At 41.4% G+C, this 19666-nt stretch carries 19 protein-coding genes; 1 reads left to right on the top strand and 18 read right to left on the bottom strand.

All coding sequences use genetic code 11. The features are described 5' to 3' along the window. Positions 1–460 precede the first annotated feature (460 nt). From ilvA to ACN076_RS02585, 14 genes are all read right to left on the bottom strand, one after another. Entirely contained in the window at positions 461–1711 is a 1251-nt protein-coding gene (gene ilvA, locus ACN076_RS02650) for a threonine ammonia-lyase IlvA (protein ID WP_420790076.1), read from the bottom strand. Between the two features lie 50 nt (positions 1712–1761). Next, positions 1762–2118, bottom strand: a complete 357-nt coding sequence (locus ACN076_RS02645) for a hypothetical protein (RefSeq protein WP_023940905.1) — start codon at positions 2116–2118, stop codon at positions 1762–1764. 83 nt (positions 2119–2201) lie between these two features. Next, positions 2202–3224 (bottom strand): ketol-acid reductoisomerase, encoded by a 1023-nt coding sequence (ilvC, locus tag ACN076_RS02640; RefSeq protein ID WP_061758875.1) that lies wholly within the window; start codon positions 3222–3224, stop codon positions 2202–2204. A gap of 66 nt (positions 3225–3290) precedes the next feature. Continuing rightward, complete coding sequence (gene ilvN / locus ACN076_RS02635; RefSeq protein WP_001253803.1) at positions 3291–3767, bottom strand: acetolactate synthase small subunit; 477 nt, start codon at positions 3765–3767, stop codon at positions 3291–3293. Continuing rightward, the gene (locus ACN076_RS02630) at positions 3760–5460 is read right to left on the bottom strand and encodes an acetolactate synthase large subunit (protein WP_265476483.1); all 1701 of its coding nucleotides are present in this window, start codon (positions 5458–5460) and stop codon (positions 3760–3762) included. Before ACN076_RS02630 ends, ilvN begins: the two co-directional genes overlap by 8 nt. Before the next feature lie 200 nt (positions 5461–5660). Then, positions 5661–7328 carry a DAK2 domain-containing protein gene (locus ACN076_RS02625; protein WP_203175565.1) on the bottom strand — a complete coding sequence of 556 codons (1668 nt, stop codon included), beginning with the start codon at positions 7326–7328 and terminating at the stop codon, positions 5661–5663. 2 nt (positions 7329–7330) lie between these two features. After that, complete coding sequence (locus ACN076_RS02620) at positions 7331–7696, bottom strand: Asp23/Gls24 family envelope stress response protein (protein ID WP_000216442.1); 366 nt, start codon at positions 7694–7696, stop codon at positions 7331–7333. Positions 7697–7851: 155 nt separating this feature from the next. After that, positions 7852–8040 carry a 50S ribosomal protein L28 gene (gene rpmB / locus ACN076_RS02615; protein ID WP_001140948.1) on the bottom strand — a complete coding sequence of 63 codons (189 nt, stop codon included), beginning with the start codon at positions 8038–8040 and terminating at the stop codon, positions 7852–7854. Between the two features lie 105 nt (positions 8041–8145). After that, on the bottom strand, positions 8146–8820 hold the full coding sequence (locus ACN076_RS02610) for a LiaF transmembrane domain-containing protein (protein WP_420790075.1): 675 nt from the start codon (positions 8818–8820) through the stop codon (positions 8146–8148). 4 nt (positions 8821–8824) lie between these two features. Further along, the gene (locus ACN076_RS02605) at positions 8825–9271 is read right to left on the bottom strand and encodes a LytTR family DNA-binding domain-containing protein (RefSeq protein ID WP_420790074.1); all 447 of its coding nucleotides are present in this window, start codon (positions 9269–9271) and stop codon (positions 8825–8827) included. 113 nt (positions 9272–9384) lie between these two features. Beyond that, positions 9385–9888, bottom strand: coding sequence for a phosphatase PAP2 family protein (locus ACN076_RS02600; protein WP_420790073.1), 504 nt, complete (start codon positions 9886–9888; stop codon positions 9385–9387). 95 nt (positions 9889–9983) lie between these two features. Continuing rightward, positions 9984–11744 carry an ABC transporter ATP-binding protein gene (locus tag ACN076_RS02595; RefSeq protein ID WP_420790072.1) on the bottom strand — a complete coding sequence of 587 codons (1761 nt, stop codon included), beginning with the start codon at positions 11742–11744 and terminating at the stop codon, positions 9984–9986. Then, positions 11734–13503, bottom strand: coding sequence for an ABC transporter ATP-binding protein (locus tag ACN076_RS02590; protein WP_420790071.1), 1770 nt, complete (start codon positions 13501–13503; stop codon positions 11734–11736). The genes ACN076_RS02595 and ACN076_RS02590 overlap by 11 nt, the downstream gene beginning before the upstream one ends. Beyond that, entirely contained in the window at positions 13478–13948 is a 471-nt protein-coding gene (locus ACN076_RS02585; protein ID WP_061088451.1) for a MarR family winged helix-turn-helix transcriptional regulator, read from the bottom strand. Before ACN076_RS02585 ends, ACN076_RS02590 begins: the two co-directional genes overlap by 26 nt. Before the next feature lie 215 nt (positions 13949–14163). Between ACN076_RS02585 and ACN076_RS02580 the strand changes: the two genes are divergently transcribed. Further along, the gene (locus tag ACN076_RS02580; protein ID WP_033678408.1) at positions 14164–14805 is read left to right on the top strand and encodes a DUF308 domain-containing protein; all 642 of its coding nucleotides are present in this window, start codon (positions 14164–14166) and stop codon (positions 14803–14805) included. A gap of 55 nt (positions 14806–14860) precedes the next feature. Here ACN076_RS02580 and ACN076_RS02575 read toward each other — a convergent pair whose 3' ends face one another. The 4 genes from ACN076_RS02575 to ACN076_RS02560 all read right to left on the bottom strand — a co-directional run bounded on the left by ACN076_RS02575 (position 14861) and on the right by ACN076_RS02560 (position 19636). After that, positions 14861–15577, bottom strand: coding sequence for a YebC/PmpR family DNA-binding transcriptional regulator (locus ACN076_RS02575; RefSeq protein WP_000532882.1), 717 nt, complete (start codon positions 15575–15577; stop codon positions 14861–14863). 96 nt (positions 15578–15673) lie between these two features. Continuing rightward, on the bottom strand, positions 15674–17044 hold the full coding sequence (locus ACN076_RS02570) for an MATE family efflux transporter (protein WP_420790070.1): 1371 nt from the start codon (positions 17042–17044) through the stop codon (positions 15674–15676). A 114-nt stretch (positions 17045–17158) separates the two neighbouring features. After that, a complete protein-coding gene (recA, locus tag ACN076_RS02565; RefSeq protein ID WP_420790069.1) occupies positions 17159–18325 on the bottom strand; it encodes a recombinase RecA in 1167 nt (388 codons plus the stop codon). A 54-nt stretch (positions 18326–18379) separates the two neighbouring features. Then, a complete protein-coding gene (locus ACN076_RS02560) occupies positions 18380–19636 on the bottom strand; it encodes a competence/damage-inducible protein A (protein ID WP_420790068.1) in 1257 nt (418 codons plus the stop codon). Between the last annotated feature and the right edge of the window lie 30 nt (positions 19637–19666).

The raw sequence follows: 19666 nt of genomic DNA, 5'->3' as shown, positions 1-19666 counted from the left end.
CCTGTCCTTATCTATATCTTATTCGTTTCACAACCGGTACTACTTACATTGTCCAATCTTGCACCTTCTGATTACATACCCGCTTTCCAGCTAGTCATTAAAAAACAGTATCACTAGCTGTTTCATGTCTAGCACTATTGTTTATCTCACGAGTTTTTTCAGCCGACTCACCTAACAACCATCTCACAAACATTGATTATTTTTTCTGATTCCTATTATATTTAGTGAAAATTCAAATTAGGGATCTATACAATTGGGGATTTCAAAAAATTTCCTTATATAGTAAGTAATTCTGTCGCCTTAATATAAACAGAATCAAAAATAATAGGTGCTATAGTGAGTTGTAGTAGAAATAGCACGATAGATTTCCTAAGTCCATAGGAATCGCCCCCTTTCTTCACCCTCATTATAACACCTATACATCAGTTGTGCAAATAATATGATATTTTTTTATTAGTCCTCAGACAAGCATATTATAGAGCGTTTCATTACCATTTAAGTTAATATAAGCTGGATCAAAACCTTCCATTCGACGAATCAATCCTGCATAATCATGCTTATCTGCCAAAGCGATCCCAATTAATACTGGTCCTGTTCCCTTGCTAGCTCGTTTGATATACTCAAAACGTGTGATATCATCATTTGGCCCCAGGATATCATTTACAAACTCACGCAGAGCACCTGGACGCTGTGGAAAATTGACCACAAAGTAATGCTTGATCCCATCATAAATCAAGGCACGTTCTTCCATTTCTGGCATACGGTTGATATCATTATTTCCTCCAGAAATGATACAACAAATGGTTTTCCCCTTGATATATTCAGCTAAAACTTCTAAAGAAGCAATACTAGCCGCTCCAGCAGGTTCTGCAACAATCCCTTGCTTAGAGTAAAGGTCAATCAAGGTTTCAGAAATCAATCCCTCATCAACACCTACTAAGGTTTGAACATGTTGACGAGTTGCTTCATAGGTCAACTGTCCTACCTTTTGCACAGCAATCCCATCCGCAAATTTGTCAATTTCTTTGAGTTTGACTGGACCACCAGCTTCAAAAGCAGCCTTCATAGAACGCGCTCCATTCGCCTCTACCCCAATGATTTCAATTTCTGGACTTGTTTCCTTGATATAGGTAGAAACCCCGGCAATGAGACCGCCACCACCAACAGGGACCAAGACAGCATCAAAATCAATCGATTCTTTTCGAGCTTCTTCTAAAATCTCATAAGCAACTGTCCCTTGACCAGCTTGAACATGAGCATCATCAAAAGGATCAATAAAGGTACGATTTTCAGAAACTGTAAATTTTTGAGCTGCTTTAGCTGAGGCATCAAAGGTATCTCCAACTAGTTTAATGGTCACAAAATCCCCACCAAAAAAGCGAACCTGCCCAATTTTTTGTTGCGGTGTAGTAATGGGCATAAAAATAGTAGCAGGAATTTTCATCTCATTACAAGTATAGGCAACTCCCTGCGCATGATTTCCTGCAGAGGCACAGACTACCCCACGCTCACGCTCTTCCTTGCTGAGTTGGGAAATGGCATAATAAGCACCACGAATTTTAAAAGAGCGAACACGTTGGGCATTTTCCTTTTTCAAATAAATCTTAGCACCATACTTCTCCGATAAATAATGGTCATAATCAAGCGGTGTATTAACGACCACACCATTCAAGACCTTATGAGCCTTGATGATATCTTTTGAACTTAACATATAAAACCTCTTTTTCTATAAAAAACAGTCACTAATGACTGTTTTTTTAGTTATTCATCTCCAAAAACTTCAGCAACACTTTCATGATATTTATGAGCCATACGAATTGAAAACTCTTTAGGAAGTTCATAACGATTTGTGGAAATCCAATCATATAACCATTCTACCAAACTTTCTTCACTATCATTACGATGGAAGATAAAATAGTTTAAAATTTCTTTATATTCTACATCATTCAAATCCAGCGTGTCTACAAATTGACTACGAGGAACAAAATTAGAATCTAATTTTCTTAGTTGATCTGTCAATTCTCCCAATTGTAAATCCAACTGAAAAAATAATTTTTGCAGTTGCCTATCAGTTTCATCACATCCTGTCTTGATAGAAAACAAATTGGTAATATTCATATGATTTCAACCCCTAAATAAGTATATCTAATATCCCACGAATAGCTGAAGCTACTATTTTAGCAAAATTCTTTGCTTTCTAATTAGTTATAGATTTTAAATGCATCATCGTCGTTTTTACCAACGAAAGGCATTGCTTTACGCAATTCTGCACCAACTTTTTCAATTTCAAGGTTAGCTGCTTGTTCACGGTAAGCAGTCAATTTTGGACGTCCAGCTTTATAGTCATTTACAAAGTCGTTTGCAAATTTACCATTTTGGATGTCTGCCAAGACAGCTTTCATATTTTCTTTAACTTGTTCAGTGATTACACGTGGACCTGATACATAGTCACCATATTCAGCAGTGTTTGAAATTGATTGACGCATTTTCTTGAATCCACCTTCGTAGATCAAGTCAACGATCAATTTCATTTCGTGAAGAACTTCAAAGTAAGCCAATTCTGGAGCGTAACCTGCTTCTGTCAAGACTTCGAAACCTGCTTCGATAAGGGCAGTCAAACCACCACAAAGTACAGCTTGTTCACCAAACAAATCTTCTTCAGTTTCTTCTTTGTAAGTTGTTTCAAGAAGACCTACACGAGCTGCTCCAACACCTTTACACCAGTCCATAGCAATGTTTTTAGCATTTCCTGTTGCATCTTGATATACTGCGTAAAGAGCTGGAACACCAAATCCTTCTTCATAAGTACGACGTACCAAGTGTCCTGGTCCTTTAGGTGCACACATGAAAACATCTACATCCGCAGGAACTTTGATAAATTCAAAGTGGATGTTAAAACCATGAGCAAATCCAACTGCGTTTCCAGCTTCCAAGTTTGGCGCGATTTCTGCTTCGTACAATTCTTGTTGGATTTCGTCTGGTGCCAAAATCATGATAACGTCAGCCAATTTAGTTGCTTCTGATACTGTGTAAGTGTCAAATCCATCTTCTTTTGCTTTATCAAAAGATTTACCTGGACGTACACCGATAATGACATCATGACCTGAATCACGCAAGTTTTGAGCATGCGCATGTCCTTGCGAACCATAACCGATAACGGCGATTTTTTTACCGTCAAGTGCTGCTACTTTAACATCTTTTTCGTATTCCATTTGAACTGCCATAGTTTTTTCTCTCTTTTCTATTATTTATTACCTTTTAGGCCGGTTTAACAAATTTAAGTTGGATTTTTAATCACGGGTAAATCCAGTTGCACCAGTTCGAGCAATATTACGAATACCATATGGTCGAATAACTCTCAATAGAGCTTCACTCTTTTCAGCATTTCCTGTCATCTGAATGGTAATCGAGCTTGGTGCTACGTCTACAACTGTTGCACGGAAAGGTTGAATAATCGCTAGAATCTCAGCTCGCTTCTCAGCTGGCGCTGACATCTTAACCAAAATCACCTCGCGCTCCAAATGAGGCTTGTCTGTAATATCACGAATGCGAATCACATCAATCTGACGATTGAGTTGCTTGATGATTTGCTCCACTTCATCATGTGAAGCTACATCAATAATAATGGTGATGCGTGATACATTCGGATCTTCTGTCGCTCCAACAGAGATGCTTTCGATATTAACCTGACGACGAGATAGGACACCTGTAAAGCGATTGAGGACTCCTGATCGATTTTGTAGTTTTGCTGTTAACATTCTACGCATGGAACTTCACCCCCAACATCTCATGATTACTCTTACCAGCTGGTACCATTGGTAACACCTGTTCCTTACGAGAAATATCTACCTCGATTAGCATAGGAACATTCTCCGTAATGACTTCAAGATCTTGATCCAAGGTCTCAGGATTATCAAACTTATAGTTTTTAATGCCATAAGCCTGCGCCATCAATTGGAAATCAGGAAGGGTATCAAAGACTGACTCTGATGTTCTACCTTCATAGAAGGATTCCTGCCACTGGCGAACCATTCCAAGTGAGTGATTGTTCAGCATAACCACCTTGATTGGCACCTTGTAAATGTTCAAAATAGCCAATTCCTGGTTAGTCATTTGGAAACCACCATCTCCAACAAACAAGACAACTTCCTTATCTGGGTTAGCAATTTTAGCTCCAATTGCTGCTGGAATTCCAAATCCCATTGTTCCCAAACCACCTGAAGTCACTAACTGACGTTCATTTTGGTAGGGATAATACTGGGCTGTCCACATTTGGTGTTGACCAACATCTGTTACCACAATGGCATCTCCATTCGTCAATTCACCAATTCGTTCAATAACAGCTTGCGGTTGAACCACACGTTCTTTCTTATCATAAGAACGAACGCGGTTCTTGTCTTTAGTAACTTTCTCAATCCATTTCTCAGTATTGTTATGAACTGTTGGTTCAGCAAGCAACATTTGCAAGGCTTTCTTAGCATCTCCAACCACAGGAATATCTGCACTGATAATCTTGCCAATCTCGGCTGGGTCAATATCAATATGAGCAACCTTAGCATTCTTAGCAAAAGTCTTAGGATTACCCGTCAAGCGGTCATCAAAACGGCAACCAATACTAATCATAAAGTCAGCTTCTGTCATGGCAATATTAGCTGCGAATGACCCGTGCATGCCTCCCATTCCAAGGAAGAGTGGGTGACTCGTTGCAATCGTTCCTTGTCCCAAAAGACTGGTTACCACTGGAATTTGATAGCGTTCTGCAAATTCATTTAATTCTGCAGCTGCTTCAGCATAACTAATCCCACCACCAGCTAGCAAGACTGGCTTTTTAGCCTTGGATAATTGCTTCAAGATTTTCTTGATTTGCATATCATTTGGCTCAAGAGTTGGTTGATAGCTTGGTAGGTTCACTTCTGGTGAATAGATGAAGTCCGTTTCTAAAGCAGATACGTCTTTAGGTAGGTCAATGACGACTGGCCCTGGACGGCCTGTAGTTGCGATATGGACAGCTTCCGTAATAATTCGAGGGATATCAGCTGTCTCACGAACTTGGTAATTGTACTTAGTGATTGGCATGGTAATTCCCACGATGTCTGCCTCCTGAAAGGCATCCTTCCCAATCCCTGCTCGCGCCACCTGACCTGTAAAGACCAAAAGGGGAACGCTATCGCTCATGGCATCCGCAATCCCTGTAATGGCATTTGTTGCTCCCGGTCCGCTAGTGACGACGGCAACACCCAACTTTCCAGTTGATTTAGCATAACCTTCAGCTCCATGCAAACAACCTTGCTCATGGCGCCCTAGAATGTGGCGAATGCCTTTAAAATTATATATCGCATCATAAAAAGGCAAGACAGCACCACCAGGATAACCAAAGATGGTATCAATTCCTAAATCACGAAGTGTTTCCAAAACTAGGTCCGACCCCGTCTTAGGAGATTCTAAACTGATTTTCTCCATTGTTCCCCTTTCTTTCCTTTTAAAAATAACTTGTTACTATCATACCATTTTTTCAAGATTTTTCAAGAGAAAAGAAGAAATTTTCTGAATTTTCTATTTTAACGTTTATTTATGAATGTTATTTTGGTTTTTATTTAAAAGATACCGATTTCATTATTTAAAAAGAAAAAAAGAACCGATTTCTCAGTTCTTCATTAATCTTATTCCACACTAAATAGATATGGGTAAACTGGTTGTTGGCCTTGGTGAATCTCTACTTCAACATCTTCGAATTCTTCTGCGATTTCTTGGGCAATTTCATTGGCAAGTTCTTCGCTTCCGTCTTCACCGACATAGAAGGTTACGATTTCACTATCTTCATCCAACATATGTTTCAAGGTTTCTGTCAAGGTTTGGTGCATATCAGGGTTTGACACGAGGATTTTCCCATCCACCATACCAAGATTATCATTTTCATGAATTTCTAAACCATCAATGGTGGTATCACGAACAGCTGTTGTGACGCTTCCGCTAACGACATCGCTAAGAGCAGCAGTCATACGCTCTTGGTTTTCTTCGATAGACTTGCTTGGATCAAAGGCAAGAAGACTTGTCAAACCTTGAGGAAGAGTGCGAGCTTCCACCACTACTGCTGGTTGTTCCAAAACTTCTGCTGCAGATTGAGCTGCCATGAAGATATTTTTGTTGTTTGGCAGGAAGATAATATTACGAGCATTGACCTGTTCAACAGCCTTGATAAAGTCTTCTGTTGAAGGGTTCATAGTTTGACCGCCCTCGATAACATAATCCACACCTTGAGAACGGAAGATATCTGCTAGACCTTTACCAGCCACCACAGCAATCAAAGCATACTCTTTTTCTTCAGATGGTTTGCTAACTTGAGCAGCTTCTTTCTCAACCTGTGCTTCGTGTTGGTTACGCATATTGTCAACTTTTACCTTTACCAAGCTACCATACTTAAGACCTTCTTGCATAACAAGCCCTGGATCTTCTGTATGGACATGGACTTTGACGATTTCATCATCATTGACAACAAGGAGAGAGTCCCCAAGTTCATTCAAGTAGTTACGGAACTCATCATAGTCAAAATCTTTGGCATAGGTTGGGCCTTGCTTGAGAGCTACCATGATTTCAGTACAGTAACCAAAGGTGATGTCCTCAGTCGCTACATGACCAGCCACAGACTTATGGTGCTCTGCATTGATCATTTCACTCATATTAGCAGGAGTGGCTACAAAGTCCTCAGATGCAATATATTCGCCAGTAAGGGCTGAAAGGAAACCTTCGTAGATGAAGACCAGTCCTTGACCACCTGAATCCACAACGCCAACTTCTTTCAATACTGGAAGCATGTCTGGTGTTTTAGCTAGTGCTGTTTTAGCACCTTCCAAGGCTGCGCGCATGACTTCAACAGCGTCATCTGTTTGCTCAGCTTTTTTCTTAGCACCGATAGCAGCACCACGAGAAACTGTCAAAATCGTTCCTTCAACTGGTTTCATCACTGCCTTATAGGCAACTTCTACACCTGATTGGAAGGCAAGGGCCAAGTCTTGACCTGTTAACTCATCTTTATCCTTGATAGCTTGTGAAAATCCACGGAAAAGCTGAGACGTAATAACTCCTGAGTTCCCACGCGCACCCATCAAAAGCCCTTTAGCAAGAATGCTCGCTACCTCTCCAACTGTAGAAGCTGGCTTGTCTGCAACTTCTTTAGCTCCATTTTCAATGGTCATTCCCATATTTGTCCCAGTATCTCCATCTGGAACTGGAAAGACGTTTAATGAATTGACATATTCAGCTTGCTTATTCAAGCGAGTTGATGCAGCCTGCACCATTTCTTGAAATAAGCTAGTAGTAATTTTTGACACGGTTATTCTCCTACAACTTTGATATTTTGAATGTAGACATTTACAGTCTGAGCAGTAATTCCAAGCTGGTTTTCCAAACTAAAACGAACACGCTCTTGAATGTTTTTTGACACTTCGCTAATCTTTGTTCCGTAGCTCAACACGGTATATACATCAACTGCAATACTGCCATCTTCGGCCGCCTTTACGACGACACCTTTGGAATAATTTTCCTTACCTAGAAGGGCTTGGAAATTATCTTTGAGGGCATTTTTACTAGCCATACCGACCACACCAAAAATCTCAGTTGTTGCACCGCCTACGACAGTTGCAATCACTTCATCTGTTAGTTCGATTTGACCATCTTTTGTATTAATTTTTACAGTCATCCTTTTTACCTCAACTAGTTGATACTCTATTTTATCATATTTCAGCCCAAGTGTAAAAGCAGAATACTGTATCAGCGGATATTTACTCCGTTTTTCAAATGATTTTATACCCACAACAAAAGAAAAAAGACCCTAAGGTCTCCTTACTTTTATTATTAAACGCGTTCAACTTTACCTGATTTCAAAGCACGAGCTGAAGCCCAAACTTTTTTAGGTTTACCATCGATAAGAACAGTAACTTTTTGAAGGTTTGGTTTTACGGCACGTTTTGTTTGGTTCATCGCGTGTGAACGGTTGTTTCCTGATACAGTCTTACGACCTGTAAAGTAACATACTTTAGCCATTGTGTTTTCCTCCTATTAGATCTAATATAGCGGATGTGCTAGCACCACATACCGTACTATGTTATCACACTTTCTTCATTTTTGCAAGGGAATTGGAAGATTTTTTTATTTAACGTAAACAACTCCCAATTTCCCAAAAGCCACATCCCCACGGATAATCAAGGTTTTGCTGGTTGGGGCTAGAGGGGCATCTGCCTTGGCTACACCACAGAAAGTTTCCACCTTCAAATCAACTCTCCAATGTTGAGGAACATAGATAACTGCATTGCCAAAACCAACTTCAACTTTCAGTGTTGCGCTATCACCTAACATCTCTGCATTGTCATAATATATCTTGGCATTGCCAAAACCAACTTCAACTTGGTCTTCTACCAATTCTTGGTCTTGCTTGTAGAAAGTCCCAGTCCCAAAAGCGACTTCCTTATCTGTAAGAATGGTCTTTTCACCATCATACCACCATTTTTTTCCATTCCAAGTTCTGTTAGAATGAGTGAGTGCGCTGACACCCATTACGATTAAAATACTTGCCCAGAACAATGACTGAGTGGGAATTGGTAAAATGCCATAAAAGTGGTTAGCAATCATTAAGGCCACTAGGGCTGTAAAAGAGGCTGAAGTTAAGTGACGACGCAACAAAGCTCCAACTGATTGGTAGGCAAAAAAAGCAATACCAATCAAGGGCCAAATTTGCCCTCCAAGAGAAGGGATTCCAAAATTTCCTTGTAATAATATTACAGCTGCAAAAATAAGCAACACAATACCAAATGCTTTCTTTTTCATGTTCTCACCTCATGTTTCTTAGATTTTCTTTTAGGAGGGATTGGTAATGTCGTGAGACATGAACCTCCTTATGAGTCTGATAAAAGGAAATGGTGCCCGTTCCTGAAAAGGACTTGTCCACCGAGTAAACCTGACGGATATTTGCAATAGTCGACTTGGATACCCGACTAAAATAGCGAGGAAGGATAGACTCTAACTCATAGAGTTTGAGCCGAACTTCGTAGGCATCTTTATGGGTATGGGCATAAATCTTGCTACCTTCCGTCTCAAAGAAGAGAATTTCCGACAAATCCAGATAATATTCGCCCGTCCCCTTGTAAAAAATCAACCTAGGAGCCTTGGATTCTTGCAAGAGTCGCTGTAAATCCGCAATTTCATCTGTCAAAGCCGCCGCCTTGATGACAATTTCAGTTTCCTCTAAATTGCTGTCAATTTCGATTCGTAACTTCATTCCATCTCCTTTCTGACTCTACTATATCAAAGGAAAAATAAGAAAACAAGAGCAAAAAAGCAAGTGGTTACTTTAACCCCGTAAGTGGTTGTAAGACCAACTTAACTTACAGGTCAACATAGAAAGAAAATCACACCCCACACAAGAGCACAAATATAGCCAACCACTACATCCTTGGGATAATGCACGCCACCTAGGACTCGCACAAGGCCGAGGAGGACTGACAAGACCAACAAGATAATCCCTAGAGATAAACTAGCATGAATGCAAGCCATGGAGATAATGGTTGCTGAAAAGACATGTCGACTGGGCATTGACTGACCAGGACTATCTCTGTCTAGTAGCGGGGTAATATCCCAAACTTCATAAGGCCTAGGAGCATTGATTTTCTTACGAAGAAGGGATAAAATCACAAAACCTGTAGCAGGTACAAACACATAGATCAAGACCTGTTCCCCAAGTCCTTCTTGGAAATAGCTGGTGGCCAACAAGGTTAAATAAACTATAGGCATGACTACTGTCATGAAGCGATTGAAAGTTCTTAACAAGCTCAGGAGAAAGGGCTTATTTTTAATATTAGCATCCATGTAGTCATACCATTCTTGATAATTTTTCATATTTTTTCTCATCACTTACTCAAATTTTGCTTATAGGGAAGCACTTGTCTTCTAGTATAGTGCAGAAAAAGAAGGCCGTCAAGCCTTCTTTGGGTTTATTCTTCTGCTTCATCTTCTGTAAACTGACTGTTATAGAGATCTGCATAGAAACCTCCTTGTGCCATCAACTCATCATGATTGCCTTGCTCAATGATATTGCCATCTTTCATGACAAGAATCAAGTCAGCATTTCGGATAGTTGACAAGCGGTGTGCGATGACAAAGGAAGTTCTACCCTCCATCAAACGGTCCATAGCTTTCTGAATCAATTCCTCTGTACGGGTATCAACCGAAGAGGTCGCCTCATCCAAAATCAAGAGTGGTGCATCTTTCAGCAAAGCACGAGTAATGGTCAAGAGTTGTTTTTGTCCGACAGACAAAGTTACCGTGTCGTCCAAGACTGTATCGTAACCATCTGGTAGGGTCATAATAAAGTGGTGAATTCCTACAGCCTTGCTAGCTTCAATCACGCGCTCATCACTAATACCTTTTTGGTTATAGATAAGATTGTCGCGAATCGTTCCTTCAAAGAGCCAAGTATCCTGCAAGACCATTGAAAAGGCATCGTGTACTTCCGAACGCTTCATCTCTTTGGTATCCACACCATCGATGCGGATACTTCCCTTATCAAGCTCATAGAACTTCATCAAAAGATTGACAATGGTTGTCTTCCCAGCTCCGGTCGGTCCGACAATAGCAACCTTTTGACCTGCATGAGCGGTCGCAGAAAAGTCATGGATAATAGTTCTCTCTGGTGTATAACCAAAGGAGACTCGATCAAAGACTACTTGACCCTTCATATCGCTCAATTGTCTTTCTTTATGGGATTCGTCTTCCATTTCCGCTTCAGCTAGGAATTCAAAGACACGTCCCATGGCTGCACTAGCCTGCTGAAGACTGGTAATCCCTTGGGCAATTTGTGAAAGAGGCTGAGAAAAGATACGAACGTAGGCCATAAAGGCAACGATAATCCCGATACTGATGTGTCCATTTAAAGCCAAGGCTGCACCAACGATAATCACCAAGGCATAGCTAAAGTTCCCAATAAACATCATAATCGGCATCATAATCCCTGAAATAAACTGAGATTTCCAGATACTATCATACAGACGATGATTTAATGTTGCAAATTCTTCTTTCGTACTTTCGATGGCATTGTAACTGGTCACCACATTATGGCCAGAGTACATTTCTTCCACATAGCCATTGACAGCTGCCAAATCCTGTTGCTGACTCTTAAAGAAGCCCTGGGATTTACCCATAAAGACAGACACGAAAGCAAAACCGATAAGAGTTGACACAACCGTCACCAAGGCTAAAATCCAGTTCATCCCAAACATGGTTACCAAGACGGCTAAGACCAATAAACTAGATGAAAGAACTGTTCCCAGACTTTGATTAAGAGACTGGGCTGCAGTGTCAACGTCATTGGTTACACGAGACAAGGTATCTCCTTGAGAATGTCCATCAAAATATCCCAATGGTAGGCTATTGATTTTCTCTGCAATGGCTCTTCTCAAACGCTTTGAAAAACGTTGAATAGCTGTTGTAAACAGAAAGGCCTGTAAATAATTTGATAGAAGTCCGATCACATAAATCACGGCCAAAAAACCACCAATAGCTGCAACCGCCGCGACATCCACACTTGTTTCCAGACCACTGGCAATAATATTAGTCATTTCCTTGATGCGGGTTGGACCATATACAGTAATGATATTGGATACGATTGTTGCTAGAAAGGCTATCAGAAGGGCAAACTGGAGGCCTGCAAGATAGGGTTTACTCTGTTTCCAAAGAGACATTTTCTTATTTTCCATGTTCCAATTCCTCCTTCGATAGTTGTGAATAGGCAATTTCTTGGTAAACTTCGTTATTAGCTAGAAGTTCCTTGTGGGTGCCTTGCCCCACGACTTTTCCTTGATCCAAGACCAAAATCAAATCTGCATCCATAATCGTTGAAATACGCTGTGCGACGATAAGCTTGGTCATAGACTTGGTTTTCTCTGCTAGCTCTTGGCGTAGGACACGGTCTGTCTTGTAGTCCAAGGCTGAGAAGGAATCATCAAAGATGAGGATTTCTGGCTTCCGAGCTAAGGCACGCGCTATTGCCAGACGCTGTCTTTGACCACCTGAGAAGTTGGTTCCTCCTTGGGCCACTTCTGACGCTAAGCCCGCTTCCTTGTCTTCGATAAAGTTCTTAGACTGAGCCAACTCCAAAGCTTGCCACATAGCTTGTTCACTAAGCGGTGTTTCTTGACTGTGTCCAAAGTCTAGATTGCCCTTGACATCACCTGAAAAGAGAACAGCTTTTTGTGGAATATAGCCGACCTTATTTCTCAACTCTTCCAAGTCATAGTCTTGAACATTGACACCATCCACTAGGATTTCTCCATCTGAAACATCGTAAAAACGTGGAATCAGATTGACCAGAGTTGATTTACCAGAACCTGTTGATCCAATAAAGGCTACTGTTTGACCAGTTTCTGCTTTAAAGCTAACATGTTCAACAACCGCCTCCGAATTTGCCGCATAGCGGAAGGTCACATCCTTAAACTCGACCTGACCTTTGAGATTTTCATCAGCCAGCTGCGCTTGAGCAGGATTTTGGATAGAAGAATGCAAATCTAAAACTTGATTGATCCGCTTGGCAGAAACCATGGTTCGAGGAAGAACGATGAAGAGCGCCCCCGTGAGAAGGAAGCCCATGACAACCTGCATGGCATAAGACATGAAAACAACCATGTCACTAAAGAGAGGCAGACGCTCCGTCGGAGCAGCATCGTTGATTACATAGGCCCCAATCCAGTAAATCGCAACACTCAAACCACTTGAAATCCCCATCATGATGGGATTCAAAATGGCCATGAGACGGTTGACAAACAAATTCAAGCGTGTCAATTCATCATTTGCTGCTGCAAATTTTTCATTTTGGTAATCCTCTGCATTGTAGGCACGAACGACGCGAATACCTGTTAAACTTTCACGAGTGATACTGTTCAGTTTATCTGTCAGCCCCTGAATCAAGGACTGTTTTGGAAAGGCTAGCGTCACCAAAACGATCGTCATCAAAACGTTGACAATCACTGCCACAAGAATGGCCCAGAGCCAGTATTCTGAATGGCCTAAAATCTTCCCGATGGCCCAGATAGCCATAATCGGACCACGCGTAACCACTTGCAAGCCCATGGTAATCAACATCTGAACTTGGGTAATATCATTGGTCGTACGAGTTAAGAGACTAGGGATAGAGAATTTCTTAATCTCTGTCTGCGAGTAGTCTAAAACTCGGTTAAAAATATCACTTCTCAGCCTACTAGTATAAGAAGCAGCCACTCTAGACGCAAAAAATCCAACTGCAACTGCGGACAAGAAGGCCAGAAAGGACATTCCCACCATCATGCTTGCTGGCTGCCATAACTCATCTAAGTTGCTACCCTGAGTTCCTAGTAAATCCGTAATTTTCGAGATATAGGTTGGCACTTCCAACTCTAGATAAACTTGAAAGCAGGTAAAGAGAATGGCTAGGAAAACAATCCCCCATTCTTTTCCACTAATTCGTTTTGCTAATTTCTTCATTCTCTCCTCCTATTCTCTTGATATTTTTCTGTAGTTGAGCAAGGACCTTCTCAAAGATCAGTAATTCATCTTCATCTACGTCTTCTATCAACTGCTTGTCAATGCGCTCAAAGAAGGCCTTAACCTGCTGCATTTGAGAGCGCGATTTGTCCGTCAAACGAACAAATTTTGCCCGCTTATCGCTAGGACTCGCCTCCAATTCCACCAAACCATTTTGCACCATACGCTTGACCAAATTACTAGCAACAGACTTGGTAATATTGAGTTCCTGCTCGATATCTTTAATCAAGACCAAGTCTTGGTTTTTCTCACGATTATCCAAAAAACGTACAACCTGACCTTGAGGTCCACCCATAAATTCAATGCCACTACGTTTGGCTTCCTTTTGCACCATCAAATGAATCTGGTGACCAAAACGCTTAAAGACCAACATCGGTTTATCCATGATTGCTCCTTTCTAACCATTGCATTTAGTTCTCCTAGGAACTAAATAAGTTTTCATGAGAACTATTTTACCACTTTGAAAAGAGATGTCAAGAAAAAAAGTTTCCATGAGAACTATCTTGGTTTAAATTGACATTAGGCAAGAGTTTTTATATAATAAGTACTCACTACTGTGGGTAGAAATCCATTCACTTAATGAGGAGAGAAAACTTTCAAATGAAACCAGAAGAACAAAGAGTTTTAGGAATCTTAGCAACCATTTTTGGAGCCATCGCACTTTTAGGATCCTGGATCCCGTTTATTAACTATCTATCGTTGTTCATCGCCATCGTCGCATTTATCTTGGGGATTATCGACCTTATCGTCAACCACAAAAAACGGAAAATAATGGCTATTATCGGAACATCCCTGGCAGTTGCCTCTGTTGTACTTTTCTTTACGACTCAGGTACTATACGCTGATGTCTACAAAGAGTATGCCAGAGAGTTTAACCGTTCCTACATAGATACGAGTGCCTCAATGGAACGCGAAGAAGAAAGCGGCTCGACAGACGATACCTTCACCTGGACCCAAGAACAGTTCGACGCCTTAATCGAAGGTGACCGTGACAACAAAGGAAAAGGTGGTACCGACTACAAGGATATTATCGACAAACACGGACAGCCAGATTCCGAGTTTGACTTCACTCTTGGGGGTTACAATACGAAAAAAATCACCTATATCTCCATTGGAGACAAGATCAAGACTGTTACCTTAACTTTTGCAAAACAGGACGATGGACAGCTCTTGCTCGTCCAAAAACATGCAGTCGGTCTAGGTCTAGAAAAAAGCAAGCAACAAAACGATTCTGAAACCTGAGTCTAAGTTCAAATATCAAAAAAACGAACAGCTAGTAAAACTGTTCGTTTTTCTATTAGAATCCGTCTACGTTTGTGTAGATTTTTTGTACGTCTTCGTCGTCCTCAAGAACGCTGTAAAGTTTTTCAAAGGTTTCAAGGTCATCGCCTGACAATTCCACTTCTGACTGAGGAATCATTTCCAATTCAGTCACTTGGAATTCTTCGATACCTGACTCACGAAGGGCAACGATAGCCTTATGAAGGTCAGTTGGAGCTGTGTAAACTGTGATTGTACCTTCTTCTGCTTCTACATCGTCCACATCCACATCTGCTTCAAGCAATTGCTCAAAGACTGCATCGGCATCTTCACCTGCAAATACGATAACTCCCTTGTTGTCAAAGAGGTATGAAACCGAACCTGAAGCGCCCATGTTTCCGCCGTTTTTACCAAAGGCTGCACGGACGTTGGCCGCTGTACGGTTGACATTTGAAGTCAAAGTATCCACGATCAACATAGAACCATTTGGTCCAAAACCTTCGTAACGTCCTTCTGTAAAGGTTTCGTCTGTGTTTCCTTTAGCCTTGTCCAAAGCCTTATCGATAACGTGTTTTGGCACTTGGGCTTGTTTAGCACGGTCGATAACGAATTTCAAAGCTGAGTTTGATTCTGGATCTGGATCACCTTTTTTAGCTGCTACATAGATTTCTACACCAAATTTTGCATATACTTTAGAGTTAGCTCCATCTTTAGCCGTTTTCTTGGCTACGATATTGGCCCATTTACGTCCCATTAGGAATCTCCTTTTTTCACATTTTAATCTTTCTTATTATAACACAAGTTTTTTCGATTTTCACTAGAGGAAATGGATTTTATTCAGCAAATCGAGCTATGATGACACTTTTGTTGCCAAGATAGCCTTACCTTCTTTTATCAAGGGGTGACGAAACAGTGAGAAATACAGTTGGATAGTCATGGCAACCCAGATAAGGGGTTCGCAAAGGATAACTCCCTTATAGCCTGCCCAAGGGATAATCAAGACTACAAAAGCGATTTTTCCGATTAGTTCAATAAAGCTAGAAACTAGAGGAAGAATCTTTTGCCCCAAGCCCTGCAAACAATTGCGATAAATCAATAAGAGACTCAAAATAGGATAAAAGGCTGAACTGATTTGCAGATAGAGACTACCATTTTCTACCAAGTAGCTATCCGTCGAACTAGCCAAAAAAGAAACCAGGGCTGGACTGGCAAAAAAGAGGAAGACACAAACAAAAACTGCCCAGGATATACTTAAACGACTGCCGATTCGAAGACCTTGGACAATGCGGTCTGGGCGCTTAGCACCTAAATTTTGGGAAGCAAAGGTCGTCATCGAGGCAGAAATAGCGGTCATAGGAAGAAGGGCAAAGGCCATAATGCGTCGAGCTGCCGTCTGGGCACTAATAATCACTGCACCAAAGGTATTAACAGAAGACTGTAAAATCACACTGCCGATAGATACAATCGAACTCATCAAGCCCATAGCCAAACCTTGCTCCAAGAGATCCGCGTACAAGGCCTTGTCCCATTTGAAATGCTTGAGTTGAGGCAAAAGTTCTGGCACACTCTTACGGATATAATAAAAACAGAGAACCGCTGATAAGCCTTGCGAAATGATGGTAGCAAGTCCCGCGGATTGAACTCCCAGATGCAGTTGTGTAATAAAATAGAGATCCAGAACCACATTGACAAGAGCAGAAAAAATCAAAAAACCAAGGGCTGCTAGACTGTCCCCAATCGACCGCAACAAGCCTGCAAAAAGATTATAGGCAAAGCTGACACCGACACAGGTCACAATCATAGAAATATATTGATAGGACTGGGGAAGGATTTCTGCAGGTGTATCCAAGTACTGTAAAAGAGGATATAAACCAAGAAAACCCAGTAGCATCACTACAGCACTCAAAAGAGCACCTAAAATCCAGGTGGCTGCTACTGCTTCCTTGATTTTAGTGAAATTCCGAGCTCCATAATAGCGGGCAATGACAATTCCCATGCCATTGCCAACACCAAGAGTAAAACCTACAATCAGGTCAAAAATCGCTGTCGTCGCTCCTACTGCAGCCAAGGATTCTTGACCAAGAAATCGTCCAACAATCAAGACATCAGCAGTATTATAGAGCTGTTGAAAAATATTTGATAGCAAGATTGGGAAGGCAAAACTCAAAAGCGAGGGAAGAATCGGACCATGTATCAGGTCCACTGTTCGTTTTTTATTCATAAGGCTATTATATCAGCTTTCGAAAGGAGCGACAAGAAACAGCAAACTATAGATGATCTAAAAACTTGAATCAAAAACCAAAAAAGCAGCGGATTTCTCCACTACTTTGACAACTTATTCTTCAATTTCGATTTCAAGCTCATCGCCTAGGTCAAGAGTTACTTCTTCATTCACAGAATCCGCTTGAACTGCTTCTTCTTTTTTGCTTTCAGCAACTTCTACAGAAGCTTCTTCTCCATCAACCAAACCAAATTGAACACGGACTAGATGGTCAATCTCATCAAAGATTTCTGGGTTATCTGCCAAGTATTTCTTAGCATTTTCAGAACCTTGCCCGATTTTCTCATCCTTGTAAGAGTACCAAGCTCCTGCTTTTTTGATGATATCCAAATCGCTTGCGATCTTCAAAAGCTCACCAGTCTTAGAAATCCCTTCTCCGTACATGATTTCAACGAAGGCTTCCTTAAACGGTGGGGCCACCTTATTTTTCACGACCTTAATCTTGGTCTCCTTACCAACATTGGTATCTTTTTGGTCACCAGTTCCCTTGATTTGTGTACTTCCACGAACATCCAAACGAACTGATGCGTAGAATTTCAGAGCACGTCCACCAGGAGTTGTTTCTGGATTTCCAAACATGACCCCAACTTTTTCACGCAATTGGTTGATAAAGATGGCAATTGTTTTGGTTTTATTGATAGAAGCACCGAGCTTACGCATAGCCTGGCTCATCATACGAGCCTGCAAACCAACGTGGCTATCACCGATATCTCCATCAATTTCCGCACGAGGTACAAGGGCCGCAACTGAGTCGACCACGACAAGGTCCACAGCACCTGAGTCAATCAATTTTCCTGCAATTTCAAGACCTTGCTCTCCTGAGTCTGGTTGAGACAAGAGCAATTCGTCAATATTAACACCAAGAGCCGCAGCATAAGCTGGATCGAGGGCATGTTCCGCATCGATAAAGGCAGCAATACCACCTTCTTTTTGTGCTTGCGCAACTGCATGAAGGGCAACCGTTGTCTTACCAGATGACTCTGGTCCATAAATTTCAATGATACGCCCCTTAGGATAACCACCTGAACCAAGGGCAATGTCAAGCGCCAAGGAACCTGAGCTCATCACTTGCACCTTTTGCTCGGCACGTTCACCCAAACGCATGATTGATCCTTTACCAAAGTCTTTCTCAATCAGTTTAAGAGCGTCATTCAAGGCTTTTTCACGTTCTGCCCCGAATTTTTTTGAAATTTCATCTAATTTTTTTGGTTTTTTCGCCATTCTATTCTCCTACATTCTAATGGTCCTCAGACCTATCTACTATTATATCAAAAGTTAGTCACTTAATAAAGCCTTGCGAACTAGGTTAAAGGCATGCATAACCGCAATGTGACGCACATCTGCTCTACTTCTGCCTCCAATATTCACCTTGATAACCTCAGTTCCTTGCTCCTGTGCCAAGCCTATGAAGACTGTTCCAGCTGGGTGTCCTTCGAGGCTATCTGGTCCTGCCACTCCAGTCAAACTAATGCCAAAATCTGACTGGGTCTTGCTTCGTGCCTGCTCAGCCATCTTCTGAGCTGTAAATTCAGACACCACACCGTGCTCTTCCAAATCCTTGACAGGAATATCCAACATTTTTGATTTTTCCTCCAAGCTATAGGTTACAAAACCACCCTTAAATATACTTGAAACACCCGAAAAATCCGCTACCCTAGCTTGGAAAAGCCCTGCCGTCAAACTCTCTGCAGCCGTGATAGTTTTCCCTTGCCTTTTCAGCTTTTCTACCACAATACTGGCTAAACTAGTCTCTTCCCCATAACCATAATAAAGTTCTCGTAAAGAGAGGCCTTCAAAAGTTTGGCGATTCAAGATTTGGTTTTCTAAGATATCCAGCGCTTGATTCGCCTCTTCTTGACTGCTAGCTTTTGTTGACAGACGCAGAGTGACTTCTCCTGTCTTGGCATAAGGGGCCAAGGTCGGATCGGTTTGATTATCAATTAAATCAGCCAAAATGGTCACCAACTGACTTTCGCCAATTCCAAAGAAACGAAGAACTCGGGAATACAGCTTGCTCCCTGTCATCAACTTGGGTAGAAGTTGGTTTAAGACCATGGGTTTCAATTCACTTGGTGGACCTGGAAGGACAACGTAGGTCACTCCATCGACTTCCAATATTCCTCCTACAGCCAGTCCTGTTTCGTTTGGCAGTGGAGTCGCTCCATCTACAATTTGGGCTTGTCTTTCGTTATTCGGTGTTCGGGCATAGTCTGGTCGCTGGGCAAAAAAGACATCTAACTTCTCCTGCGCCTGAGGATCAAAGACTAATTCTTTCCCTAAAAATTTAGCCAGAGTTTGTTTAGTTAAGTCGTCCTCAGTTGGCCCCAAACCACCTGTCAAAATCACCAGACTACTACGTTGACTGGCAATCTCAAGCAAAGACAAGAGACGAGCTTCATTATCTCCTACAGCCATCTGAAAATATACGTCTACCCCAATCTCTGCTAGTTTTTCTGATAAAAACCGGGCATTGGTATTGACAATCTGTCCTGTCAAAATCTCTGTTCCAACAGCAATGATTTCTGCTTTCATGTTTCCTCCTACCTATCTATTCGTATTTTT

This window comes from Streptococcus sp. K0074 (assembly GCF_048843365.1).
Classification (GTDB): domain Bacteria; phylum Bacillota; class Bacilli; order Lactobacillales; family Streptococcaceae; genus Streptococcus; species Streptococcus mitis_BM.
The sequence above is the reverse complement of the archived record's forward strand: the minus strand, read 5'-3'. Positions and strand labels throughout refer to the sequence as shown.